This is a genomic window from Microvirga medicaginis (assembly GCF_052658925.1).
The window spans coordinates 270,392-282,602 of sequence record NZ_JBQWEL010000002.1 but is presented as its reverse complement, the minus strand read 5'-3'; the positions used below and the strand labels follow the sequence as shown (position 1 = coordinate 282,602).

Annotated in this window: 7 protein-coding genes and 4 pseudogenes; 5 read left to right on the top strand and 6 right to left on the bottom strand. The window is 59.1% G+C overall.

The features are described from left to right. Positions 1-280: 280 nt before the first annotated feature. The 5 genes from ACUXUR_RS04395 (at position 281) to ACUXUR_RS04375 (ending at position 8,390) form a co-directional block, all read left to right on the top strand. Positions 281-532 (top strand): hypothetical protein, encoded by a 252-nt coding sequence (locus ACUXUR_RS04395; protein ID WP_445501122.1) that lies wholly within the window; start codon positions 281-283, stop codon positions 530-532. 2,782 nt (positions 533-3,314) lie between these two features. Further along, positions 3,315-4,229: an AraC family transcriptional regulator gene (locus tag ACUXUR_RS04390; protein ID WP_445501121.1), complete on the top strand. Its 915-nt coding sequence runs from the start codon at positions 3,315-3,317 to the stop codon at positions 4,227-4,229. A 318-nt stretch (positions 4,230-4,547) separates the two neighbouring features. Then, the gene (locus ACUXUR_RS04385; protein ID WP_445501269.1) at positions 4,548-5,099 is read left to right on the top strand and encodes a 2Fe-2S iron-sulfur cluster-binding protein; all 552 of its coding nucleotides are present in this window, start codon (positions 4,548-4,550) and stop codon (positions 5,097-5,099) included. Further along, entirely contained in the window at positions 5,096-6,082 is a 987-nt protein-coding gene (locus ACUXUR_RS04380) for an FAD binding domain-containing protein (protein ID WP_445501120.1), read from the top strand. The genes ACUXUR_RS04385 and ACUXUR_RS04380 overlap by 4 nt, the downstream gene beginning before the upstream one ends. A 19-nt stretch (positions 6,083-6,101) precedes the next feature. Continuing rightward, on the top strand, positions 6,102-8,390 hold the full coding sequence (locus ACUXUR_RS04375; protein ID WP_445501268.1) for a xanthine dehydrogenase family protein molybdopterin-binding subunit: 2,289 nt from the start codon (positions 6,102-6,104) through the stop codon (positions 8,388-8,390). 337 nt (positions 8,391-8,727) lie between these two features. Here ACUXUR_RS04375 and ACUXUR_RS04370 read toward each other — a convergent pair. The 6 genes and pseudogenes from ACUXUR_RS04370 to ACUXUR_RS04345 form a co-directional block, all read right to left on the bottom strand. Further along, a pseudogene (locus ACUXUR_RS04370) lies at positions 8,728-9,061 on the bottom strand (transposase); the annotation flags it as partial. Continuing rightward, positions 9,062-9,259 (bottom strand): annotated as a pseudogene (locus tag ACUXUR_RS04365) (alpha/beta fold hydrolase); the annotation flags it as partial. Between the two features lie 324 nt (positions 9,260-9,583). Then, positions 9,584-10,056 (bottom strand): annotated as a pseudogene (gene folK, locus ACUXUR_RS04360) (2-amino-4-hydroxy-6-hydroxymethyldihydropteridine diphosphokinase). Beyond that, on the bottom strand, positions 10,049-10,417 hold the full coding sequence (folB, locus tag ACUXUR_RS04355; RefSeq protein WP_445501119.1) for a dihydroneopterin aldolase: 369 nt from the start codon (positions 10,415-10,417) through the stop codon (positions 10,049-10,051). Before folB ends, folK begins: the two are co-directional and overlap by 8 nt. Beyond that, positions 10,414-10,789: pseudogene (locus ACUXUR_RS04350) on the bottom strand (dihydropteroate synthase). Before ACUXUR_RS04350 ends, folB begins: the two are co-directional and overlap by 4 nt. Further along, complete coding sequence (locus ACUXUR_RS04345; RefSeq protein WP_445501118.1) at positions 10,705-12,201, bottom strand: diguanylate cyclase domain-containing protein; 1,497 nt, start codon at positions 12,199-12,201, stop codon at positions 10,705-10,707. The pseudogene ACUXUR_RS04350 and the gene ACUXUR_RS04345 overlap by 85 nt, the downstream one beginning before the upstream one ends. Between the last annotated feature and the right edge of the window lie 10 nt (positions 12,202-12,211).

Below are 12,211 nucleotides of genomic sequence, written 5' to 3'. Positions count from 1 at the left end.
ATCCATGCACTAAGCTAGCATCTAGAGCATCGGACCCAAAAGTGGATTTGCACTATGGATGGGGATGAAGGCTGAACTCGGGCTGAGCAATAGGCTCGGAGAATTTCTCGCCATTCGGCAGGGCAGACCCTCAAGTACCTCGTAAGGGACTGGGCGAAACTCACCTCGCCTGAAGGCAATGGGGCTTTCCGCAGGTATTCGTTAACCACACAGGACCGATCATGCTCTGATGGATTCAACGCAGGGCACGTTATCGAGGCGTGGGAATGGGTGAGGCGAGATGAAATATGTTGCAGCAGCAGTGATCGCCATCGTCATGTTCCTCATATCGTACTTCCTCCTGGTTTTCGTCGAGGAGCCGGTGCTCAACTTGGTGGGGTGGCATAATCTTGAACCATCCCCGAACATAAGGTGGTGGCGAGCAGGTATAGGATTGGCCGTGGCGGCTTGCGCCCTCCGGTTTGTCGTCGAGTGGCGCAACAACGCCGCCTTGAAGTGGCGTAAAGCATTGGCTGCACGAGCAAGGGCATAGTCATGCCTGAGAAGCCAGTTTGCATAAACCCTTCGGATTGAACTCTGCCGGCTGGCTCGAGTCAGCGGCGGCGTGGGTACGGCTCACATTTCCACCCATCGCCCTTCCGGTTATGCTGCGGCCGGTACCCGGCTGACCCTTGCAGGCAGGGGCCAAGCCCACCGTACTGGCGGCTGAACAAGTTGAGGGACGCCGCGATGTGCTTCGCCATCATGGCCTCAGTCCAAGAATGAGATGGCAGCTTGGCGGTACCAGGACCGGAGGACCTCACGGACCTTGGGCCTTTCCATCAGCCTTCCTTGCTCAGAAGAACGATAGCGCGATAGCAACGAATGGCTACGCTTGCGGTGTTGTAACTCTGAGCGTTCGAACCTTTAAGGCTAAGGTTAGCCATGGGTTAACACTCTCAGCCTTAGGCTAAAGGCTCCAAAACACAGGAGCCTCACCATGCGTACCCTCAAGAACTCGCTTCTCCTACTTGTGTCGGCGTCTGTGCTTGGCCCCTTCTTTGTTGTGTCAGCGTATGCAACTACGATCTTGGCTTCAGCCTTTCTTGGACGGTAGGGCGGCTAAGGGGTGATAAAAATACCCTGACAAACCCACAGATCGGCAAACCCTCAGCTACGGTGATCCGCTTCCGCGAGGGCGATCGTTAAACGGTAGGGAAGAGGGAGCTGAGAGGGAGCGTCATTCCATGCTCCCTAATAGAAGGCACAACCAAGGGCTTTCCGATGCCTCCCCTTTCGCCGTGAGGTCAGCGGTCGTCTGGACTGTCAGGATTAAACGGTTTCCGTCGAATGTTATCTATGAGGGTCCGGAGCTCGCGGCGGAGACGTTCCAGATCACGCTGTAATCGTTCAAGCTGATCAATCATTTCGGCGTCGGTCGGGCTTGCAGGGGTACTAGTCTTCATCCACTCTTGATGCCCCCCGACAACAGCCTCCAGTTCCATGAGCAAGGTCTGGCCGACGCCAGGTACCGTTAACCACTGTCGCGGTGGGATGCTCGCCACTTCCTGAAGTGTGGGATGTCGCCCTTGGAACTCTGACAAAATCGCCGCCCTCAGGCGACTGGAACAACGCTCTAGCGGAAATGGATCGCTCGGACGCATTGGGTTCCCATCACGAGTTCGTGAATGAGAACTCAACTATAGTGTTAAACCTTAGCCGGGCTACCATCCGCATCCTGTTTATCCATGTCCTGGGCCTGAAAGGTTGGACTAGCTGGGTTGGGGTACAGCGGAAGGGACTGCCGAGGCTTGAGAGGTGGATTGTTGGGAAACTCAGGGCCTGAAAGCTCGGTTACGCTAAAGAAAAGGGCCGCGCCTGAACTCTGATCCGGTTCAAGTCTGCGGCCCTGCGCCCGTGATGCCCCTACGGACTACCTTAGCGGTATCTGATTTGGTCCCTGCGTGAACAGGCATCCAGAAGGGGTAATACCTTCGAGCTGTGTTGGTCTGTTAATTTTTCATTTACCGTTGCTTCTCGGCCTTGGATTTGCCCCTACGGGCCGAACACTTGAGAGCGCCCTCCCGGGCGCTTTTCTTTTGTCGCCTCCACGCCATTCCAATCTGCCTCACGCGTCCATGAAACGTAACGCAAAGTAATGCGTTGGCTCGCGACGGTCATTTACGAGGGTACGGAAATGATGAAGAAGGCAACTTGGCTATTAACGGCGGCGTTGATTGGATCAGCTGTCGTCACTTCGACGCCTTCATTGGCTCAAGTTCAATTCGGTATTGGACCCGATGGTCCGAGCGTCCGGGTTGGACCTGATGAACGTCGCTATGAGCGTCGGTATATTGAGCGCCGTCGTGTTTACGACGACGATGAACTATCGACAGGAAGCGTAAATCGCTGCCGAACCGTGGTCATTCGTGAAGAGGACGAGGATGGCGATATAGTCACACGCCGGGTCCGCCGCTGCCGTCAATAGGCTGTTGGGTCATGCGCTGTTTGACATGCGCGGTTTGAAAGGTCTGAGAGGTGACATTCTAATCTCGCAGATCTTTCTTCTCGCCTTCCCAGGTTGTTACCTTCGCCTGCCTCTCAGCCACCTTTCCGGCCTCAGGTGAGTGGTGTAGCGGCTCAACATGCGTGGATCACGGTGTCCCTGATTAGAGCTGCCTCAGGCACGGTTAGTCCATATTCAAGGAAGGGAGACACAGCCTCATGCCTCAAGTCATGTAGCTGTAAATCCTCAAGACCAGCCCCCGTCCTCCGCTTCCACGCGAGACGAACAGCATTTGATGTCACGGGGAATACCCGATCATCCTTTGTCTCCAGCCAATATCTCAACCGCCTTGGGTGTGAGCGGGATCGTGCGAGGATGGCGGTTCTTGGTTTTGAGGATGCGGATCGTTGGAGCACTCATATCCACGTCCTTCCAGCGGACGGAGAGCGCATCGTTGATTGCGGAAAATCGTGTCTGCTTCGGGAGTGAAGCCAAACACGGTTTTGGTGGCAACGGGTCGAGCCGTGCCGCTCCATAAGCGACTGGCGCGGTTCACCTTCGCGACAACAGGTTTAGGAGCCTTGTCGAAGCCCGATAATGTCGGCTCATGGCATAGGCCGGAGGTAAGGCGTTGGTCTGCTCGCCCATTGCAGGAAGATCTTCACGAAGGGCAGAGATCATCATCAGTTGCTGACCCACTGCTGACAAAGATCCGGTCTATGTTGTGTCTGTCGCTTGCTCCAGCGTCGAGTGGCAAGTAGCAATACAAGATTACAATTCCGTCTGGGGTCGCGAGCCCTCATGCCACGAACTGCGGAAGGTCAACTGCATGTTTCGACACGATGGCGCGATGAATGCGGAATGGTCAGCGATTGCTGTCCTGGCGAACGCGATCGAGCGCCATGTCGATAGCGCCGGTGACTACCAAACGGCGCTTCCGGCGCTTTCATTTCACCGCCGGGATGCACCGACTGAGCCGGTACCATGCATTTACCCCCTCAGCTTGGCCCTCGCGGCGCAGGGCGACAAGCATGTCATGGTGGGCGATAAGATCATCGACTACTTCCCCGGCCAGTGTCTGCTGACGACGATCGACTTGCCGGTCGTCTCACATGTCACGCGTGCCACGACACGCGAACCCTATCTCGGCCTCCTGCTCAGGCTGGACCCGCACTCAGTCGCACAAACGGCGTCGGAGATGAAGCTGCTGCTCTCTGACGTGGCTGCCACACTTGGGCCGGTTTCAGTCGAATGGCTTGATCCGGGCTTGCTCGATGCTCTGCGCCGGCTGATCGATTTGCTCGACGATCCCATCCTCCTCCCGCGCTTGGCTCCCCTGATCCAGCAAGAAATCATCATCCGCCTGCTGATGGGTCCCCACGGACCTCACTTGCGACAGCTTGTGGCGGAGGAACCTCCCCGTCAGCAAATCGCCAGGATCGTGGCCTGGCTCAAAGAGAATTTCACAAAGGCCGTTCGCGTGGACGAGTTGGCGGCCAGGGCAAACATGAGTCCCTCCACGTTCAGGCAGCACTTCCGTGCCGTCTCGGGAATGAGTCCGCTGCAATTTCAGAAACAGTTGCGCTTGCAAGAAGCGCGGCAGTTGATGCTGAACCAGAATATGGACGTCGGCCAAGCGGCTAGGTTGGTTGGATACCAAAGTGCGTCGCAGTTCAGTCGTGAATACGGCCGTGTCTTCGGCGCACCGCCTCAACGCGATGTGTGGCGCCTGCGGTCGCGATAGCTGTCGCCGGCACGGCCATGACACGACCGGGAGCCTCGTTGCAATCCCGCTGCCAGCGGTGGGAGGACCTAGTATCAGTCCAGGGTGCTCGGCAGCGACGACGAAGTGCCCAGCGTTTTAGGCAAAAACTTCGTCAGAACGGGCAAAGTGCGCTGATAAATCTGCTCTACATTTTCTTGCGCAAGGCTCCTTCCGAGGGGTCACCGCCAATCCAACGACTGTTGAAGGAAGCCATGGAGGTAGGCAGCTCTGAGGCTGTCGAATCCAGCGTAGGTTGGTATCATTGCAGGGGACGCGACTATGCAGCCTTCCAACGAAATGCCCCAAGCGGAACTCCTTTCGCCCGCAAGCAAATCCTTGGTACGCCTCAGGGTCAACGGGACGGACTATCCGCTTGAATTCGAACCGCGCACCTCGCTGCTCGACGCTTTGCGCGAACATCTGGGGCTGACCGGGTCAAAGAAAGGATGCAATCAGGGCGCCTGCGGCGCCTGCACCGTTTTGGTGGACGGCGAACGCATCCTGTCGTGCCTGTCGCTCGCCGTTCAGTATGAAGGCCGAGAGATCACCACCATCGAGGGTCTGGCGCGTGATGGAGAGCTTCATCCCCTGCAGGCCGCGTTCGTCGAACATGATGGTTTTCAGTGCGGCTATTGCACGCCCGGGCAGATTTGTTCGGCGCTCGGCATGCTCCACGAATTCCGGGACGGCCTGCCGAGCGCCGTGACTCCGGACATGGCGGCTCATGCCATAGAGTTCTCCGAGGCCGAGATCAAGGAACGCATGAGCGGCAATCTCTGCCGCTGCGGTGCCTACAACGGCATTTACGAGGCCATCCGGGAAGCTGCCGGGAGTGAGGTGGCGCCATGAAGAACTTTGCCTATGCACGAGCGTCGGACACACAGAGCGCGCTTCATCTCCTCTTGCAGACCCCCAATGCGAAGTTTCTCGGCGGCGGCACCAACCTCGTCGATCTGATGCGCGAGAACATCGAGCAGCCCGATGCGTTGGTGGACGTGACCGGGCTGCCCTTGGATCAGATCGAGGAGACGCCGGATGGCGGTCTTCTGATCGGTGCCACGGCCACGAATACCGCGGTTGCTATGCATCGGAGCGTCCGCGAACGGTATCCGTTCCTGGCCCAGGCGATCGTGTTCGGAGCCTCCGGTCAGCTCCGCAACATGGCGACGGTCGCCGGTAACCTCATGCAGCGGACGCGCTGCCTTTATTTTTATGACACGGTGGCGCGCTGCAACAAGCGCGCCCCCGGATCGGGGTGCGACGCCATCGACGGCTTTAACCGAATGCATGCAGTTCTCGGGGCTTCCGACAGTTGTATTGCCACGCATCCGTCGGACATGTGCATTCCATTGGCGGCGCTCGATGCCAAGATCAACGTGATCGGGCCGAATGGCGAACGCACCATTCCCTTCAATGACTTTCATCGCCTGCCGGAGGATACACCGCAGATCGACACCAATCTGCAGCCCGATGAGCTGATTACCGGAATTGAGATTCCGCCGCTCGGGTTTGCCAAACGCTCCCTCTACAGGAAGGTGCGGGACCGGGCGAGCTACGCCTTCGCGCTGGTCAGCGTGGCCGCAGCATTGGAGGTCGAGAACGGCACGGTCAAGAATGCGCGCCTGGCGCTTGGCGGCGTGGCGCACAAGCCCTGGCGGGCGCTTGCGGCTGAGCGAGTGCTGACCGGGGCAAAGGCTGACCTGGATACCTTCAGACAGGCGGCCGAAGCCGAGCTCGCCCCGGCAAGGGGCTTGGCTCACAACAGCTTCAAGATCGAACTGGCTAAACGCACGATCGTCGGCGTGCTGAGCGAGTTGGCCGAACGGTCCTGACGAAACGCGGAGAGCGATGATGGGCGTGTTGCAGAAACTGATGGAAACGGTCGTCCAGTTCATCCCTGACAAGGACCCTGACCCGCTCATTCATAAGCACGGCTATATCGGCAAACCTCTCAGCCGGGTTGATGGACCCTTGAAGGTCAAGGGCGAGGCAACCTTCACGGCCGAGTTCCAGATTGAGGGTCTGGCCTACGCCGCGCTCGTCCATAGCACGATCGCCAAAGGACGGATCGCCAAAATCGATACGTCTGAGGCGGAAAAGGCGCCAGGATTGATCGCGATTATCACGCACGAAAACTCGCCGAAGATGAAGAACCCGAAGCTCTTGAACGTCACTGATCTTGCTCAAGGTGTCGGGGGAAGCGATTTGCCGATTCTCCAAGATGACACGGTGCGTTATGACGGAGAGCCGGTGGCGGTCGTCGTCGCCGAAACACTCGAACAGGCGGAGCATGCCGCGTGGCTGGTCCGCGTCGAGTATGATGTGGAGGCCCCGCGTGCTTCGTTTGACGATTTGAAATCGGAAGCCGTCGTTCCGTCAGATGTTCTGGGCGAGGAGCCTGAAGTCACAATCGGCGATGCCGAAACGGCCCTATCGGAAGCGGCATTCAAAGTTGACCACGTTTATCGGACGCCACGCCACAATCACAACGCCATCGAACCGCACGCGGCCATCGCCGCTTGGGACGAGGACGGCAGACTGACGGTTTTCGATTCGACGCAGTTCGTGAACGGTTTCAAGCACCAGCTTGCCACGGTCTTCAGTCTCAAGCCCGAACAGGTTCGCGTTATTTCGCCATTCGTTGGGGGTGGTTTCGGCGGCAAGTGGTCATTGTGGCCCTATACTCCGCTTTGCGCTGCGGCGGCCAAGGTCACGGGGCGTCCTGTCAAATTAGTGCTCTCGCGCGAAGGCGTCTTTCGGATTGTCGGCGGTCGCACGCCCTCGGAACAGCGCGTCGCTTTGGGAGCAAACAAAGACGGACAATTCATCGCGCTTATTCACACCGGCACCACGGCAACGACGGAGAACGCCAGATACCCTGAACAGTTTTCGCTCACTCCACGGCATCTCTATGCCTCCGAAAACATGCTCATCGGTCAGAAAGTTGTTAATCTCGATACGGTTGCCAACACCTGGATGCGAGCGCCAGGGGAGTCGATCGCCACTTTTGCGCTGGAGTCAGCCATCGACGAGCTTGCGTATGAGATGAGGATCGATCCGATCGAGCTCCGCCGCATCAACGAGCCTGAAAAGGACCCGGTGAAAGGCACGGAATTTTCGATGCGCAATCTGGTTGAGGCCTATCGCCGGGGCGCAGAACAATTCGGCTGGAGCCGGCGCAATCTTGAACCGCGCTCGTACCGCGACGGCAAATGGCTGATCGGTCAAGGCGTGGCGACGGCGTATTATCCGCACTTCCGTTGGCCTGCGACAGTTCGCGTTCGTGTTTTTGCCGATGGCACTGCGCTGGTGCAGGCTGCGGCGAGTGAAATGGGCATGGGAGCGGCGACAGTGCAGATTCAGCACGCCGCCGAGCGTCTCGGTCTGCCGGTCGACAAAGTGTCATTTCAATATGGCGATTCCGCTTTGCCCGATTCACCGATCACGGCGGGTGGCTCCAGCCAGACGGTGACGATCGCGGCTGCGGTGCAGCCGGCAGTCGAGAAGCTGCATCGCGAACTGCTCAAACTCGTGGGCGACGACTCGCCGCTGGCGGGCGCCAACGAGATCGAGGCCCGCGATGGCGGCCTGTTCCGCACCGGCGAGGCAAACGCGGGTGAAACCTACGCCTCGATCCTGCAGCGGGCCGGCAAGGACTTCGTCGAAGTCGAGGAGAGCGCGAGCATGCCGCTGGAGATCATGAAGTACTCCATGGCGTCGTACGGAGCGCAGTTCTGCGAGGTTCGGGTCAATGAAGAGTCGGGCGAGGTACGGATTGCGCGCTGGCTCGGGTCGTTCGACTGCGGCCGGATCATCAACCCCAAGACGGCGAGCAGCCAGTTCCGTGGCGGCATCATCATGGGCATCGGGATGGCGCTGGCGGAGGAGACCGTGTTTGACGAGCGTCGAGGGCGCATCGTCAACCGTTCGCTCGCCGAATATCACGTTCCGGTTCATCTCGACGTGCCGCACATCGAGATCATCTACAACGACATTCCCGACGAGCACGCGCCGCTGGGCGCACGTGGTGTCGGCGAGATCGGCATTACGGGCGCGGCGGCGGCGGTCGCCAACGCGATCTTCCACGCAACCGGAAAACGCATTCGCGATCTGCCGATTACGCTCGACAAGCTGATATGAAACAACAAGCAGGCGTCATGCCGTTCAGATGTGCGCCTGTGGCTGACGAAGCCGATGGGGTCTCCCAGATCGGCACGCGAGCCAGCCAGAAGCGCTGTAATGACGGTAAGGCGGTTCGGTCTGATAGTCGAATGCACAGGGGATCCTTCTATCTGGATAATTCATATTCTCGACCGATACCGACGTCCTAAAGGCGACAGAAGCCTGGAGGCGCGCGGGCCGACCGCTGCGCTCCCGTCGAGCTACACCACGCACTGGGACCTATCCCCCTACAGGCGTGCAAGCATGACCCCGGTCAAAACCTGAGAAGAGATGAAGGTTCGGCGACTAAGAGCTCCTAACAAAACCGTTTGCATTGGTTGAAGCAGATGAGAGCACATCCGAGTGTGGTGAAGGCCAGATGGATATCCTCCCGTCGTTCATAGCGCATGGTGAGACGGCGAAAGCGGTTGACATGCCAGTGTGCGCTCCACCACCCAGCGATAGCGCCCCAGTCGCTCGCTGACGTCCACACCGCGACGGGCAATCCGGGGCGCAATGGAGCGCCGCCGGCATTCGGTTCGGCAGCGCCGATGATCATAGGCCTTGTCGGCGTGAAGTTTGTTAGGGCGCCGTCTCGGGCGACCCGGTCCATGCCGTACCGGCGGCCCCGCATCGAGGGTGGACGCCAGATAGCCAGCGCCTGGAAAATCAGGGGCGATAAGACGCCAGCGGTCGGCTAACCGCGGCATGAGATTGCGAAACTCGTAGGACGAGCAAGGATACCCGTGCGGGAGCAGCACGACTGGAGCGGCGTCCGGCCCGGCCTCACGGTAGAAGGTGTCAATGTTAGTGATCTTGATGCGGCGGTGCCTGACGCGAGTATCCATGATCGACCTCGACTTCGTTATTCAGTTCATCGCACACAGATAGCGCGACCTTGGGAGATAGGAACTTGACATCGACTGATCGGGCCGAAGCGTGCGGGTGGATAGTCTCTTCTTGATGGCGCTACTCGAAGGCTCGGGGAGGCTCTGCGGTGGTCTTCCGTTTATTAAGGTCAGATCATGGGACATTTGAGAAGTTCGGCGGAGGACCGCTAACTCAGCCGAAGCAGACGTTCGCGAGCGGTCGGAGATTGGCAGAAAATGATCCGATGCTGACCTTGGCGACGGTGTGGCAGGCTTTAACTCAAGCAATGATTGAACGGTAAGTCAGGCGAGCTTGGTGATATCGCGACCGCTTACAGTGGTGAGCAGGTCCGCAACGCGTTGCCCACGGAGCATCAGATCAGGTGCGATTTCGGCCAGGGGCACGAGTACGAAGGCGCGTTCCGCCACATAGGGATGGGGAAGCGTCAGGGTCGGGGATCTTACTTCAAGGTTGTCGTAGGTCAGGATATCGATGTCGATCACCCGAGGCCCCACTTGGTCTCACGGACACGTCCAAGCGCCTGCTCGACGCGGAGGCAGAGGGCTAGAAGATCCTCCGGCGCAAGATCCGTCTCAGCCAGAGCACAGGCATTCACGAACCAGCCCTGTACGACCGGTCCCCATGGTTCGGTGCGATAGTCGGCCGAGCGGGCCACAATCCGTGCTCCGCTGCGATCAAGGGCGGAAAGAGCCCTGGCAATATTGTCTCGCTTGTCACCCAGATTGCTGCCCAGACTGAAAGCTACTTTAGCCATTGCGCGACCGCCGGATCTCGACCGCAACGCTGTCGAGGATGAAAGGAACCGGGGCCTCAGGCTTTTCCACTTGGACCGTTATCGATGCAATCCGTGAAAATCGCTCGAGGACGCCTGCGGCAATGGCCTCGGCCAAGCCTTCGATGGTGTGGAAGCGGCGAGTGGTGCCGATTTCATACGCCAGCTTTGCGAGGTTCGCGTAGCAGACTGACTGATGGTAATCGTCAGCCTGCCCGGCAGGCTTGAGATCAAGAGAGCAGGTCAGACTCACATAAAAGCGCTGCCCCAGGCGCGCCTCTTCGGCATGAACGCCATGGTGGGCATACAGCGCCAGGCGGGAGAGCGTGATCGTATCGGTCAAGGTATGTTCCTCAGCAGGATGTCAGCGACGCGGCAGGCTTCCACATGGGCTTGGACGTCATGGACGCGGACGATGTCGGCCCCTCTGCTCACGGCAGCCACATGCGCTCCAAGCCTGCCGAAGAGCCGATCCCGTGGCACACTTGGGGATCATAGAAACGGCTCAGGACTGACTTGCGGGAGGCCCCAACGAGCACGGGAAAGCCCAGCGCTTCAATTCCGGCAGGCGACGGAGGGCCTCAAGGTTTTGGTCTGCTAACTTGCCGAAGCCGATGCCGGGATCAAGGATCAGGCGTGTATCTGGGAGGCCTGCGTCCGGGGCCAGAGCCAGGGAGCGCTCGAAGAGACTGCGCCTCCGATGCTGGTGCGGCACTCTTGCGCTCCAGTGGTGAGCCTGAGAGGTTCCAGCATCCCGGTCTGAATGGCCCTGGCCGTCGCTACGACCTCCATCTCATCGCTGATATCGGTCAGGATGACGGCGAACTCGTCGCCGCCCAGGCGGGCGATGGTGGCTCCCGATGGCACGAGATGAACTAGCCGTTTGCCAAATGCTCTCAGAAGCCTGTCACCGGCATCGTGCCCGAACCGGTCGTTGATCCTCTTGAAGTCATCCAGATCAAGGATCAGCAGGCCGACCCGATCGAGCGTCTGATCGGCGTGATCGAGTGCCTGCTGGAGACGCTCCCGAAAGAGCCTGCGGTTGGGCAGGCCCGTCAGATCGTCATGATAGGCAGCCCAATGCAGTTGCTCCTGTGCAAGCCTCTGGTCGTGAACGTCCTCCAACGTGCCGTACCAACGGATCACGGCACCATTGTCAGCTTGTCGGGCCGTCGCACGTGATCGAAACCAGCGATAGCTTCCATCGGCCACACGCACCCTGTAGTCTAGGTCGAAAACCTCGCCCGACGACACCGAGTGCATCCATCGCTCCTGCATGGAAGCTACATCGTCGGGATGGAGAGCCTTGATCCAGCCAGCACGTAGCCCCGCTTCCAAAGGCATTCCCGTCAACTCGAACCATCGGGTGGATGCATCAATGATGTGTCCCTCTGAGTCGGCCGCCCAGGGGATCTGCGGGTTCAGTTCAACCGAATGGCGGTAATGCTCCTCGCTCTCGCGCAAAGCCCGTTCAGCTTTCCTGTGATCGAACTCGATGTGCTCCATGGCCATCGACAGGAAGACGAAGGCCAGCGCAGGGGCATAGACCACCAGCACAAGCGCTGTTTCCGCTGACCACCTGTCGGCAAACGCATCAATCCAGACGATCGAAGTCAGCTTCAGCCCAAGCAGTCCGCAAACGAGATTGAAGGCAGCCAAAGCGGACAGAAGGATGACAGCCGCCCGTTGTGAGGTCAGACGCTGCGGAGCACGTCTCCAAAGCTCCCAGGCTGACAGGGCCGCGTACCCGCCGGCAATCAGCGACAGAGGCAGAAGCCTGGCATTTGCCATCTCGTGAATGACGGGAAAAGCAACAACCCAGGCGACCGCGCCGCAGATGATGGCAGAAGGCCTGTTTGTGCGGACATTGAAGGCCCGGCAGCCCGCGTACAGTACACCATAGGCGAACGCCACCAAGGCATTCGCGAGGAGCAAAACGGGATAACTTGGAGAGCCTCGACCCAGGGTCAACATTCCAATGCCGATCGCGGTCAGGCCGAATGTGGCGCCCCACCACGCCAGCGAATGGACCTTTCGGTTATGCATCCAGGCGAAGAGCAACAGCATGCCGAGCATGGCTGAAAGCAGCACGAATGCAGCGCCTAAGGTGCGGGGATCGAGGGTCATTACGGCACCG

Coding starts and splice junctions, on each gene's coding strand:
- ACUXUR_RS04390 (WP_445501121.1), top strand. CDS start 3,315: ATGTTTCGACACGATGGCGCGATGAATGCGGAATGGTCAGCGATTGCT.
- ACUXUR_RS04385 (WP_445501269.1), top strand. CDS start 4,548: ATGCCCCAAGCGGAACTCCTTTCGCCCGCAAGCAAATCCTTGGTACGC.
- ACUXUR_RS04345 (WP_445501118.1), bottom strand. CDS start 12,201: ATGACCCTCGATCCCCGCACCTTAGGCGCTGCATTCGTGCTGCTTTCA.
- ACUXUR_RS04375 (WP_445501268.1), top strand. CDS start 6,102: ATGGGCGTGTTGCAGAAACTGATGGAAACGGTCGTCCAGTTCATCCCT.
- ACUXUR_RS04380 (WP_445501120.1), top strand. CDS start 5,096: ATGAAGAACTTTGCCTATGCACGAGCGTCGGACACACAGAGCGCGCTT.
- ACUXUR_RS04395 (WP_445501122.1), top strand. CDS start 281: ATGAAATATGTTGCAGCAGCAGTGATCGCCATCGTCATGTTCCTCATA.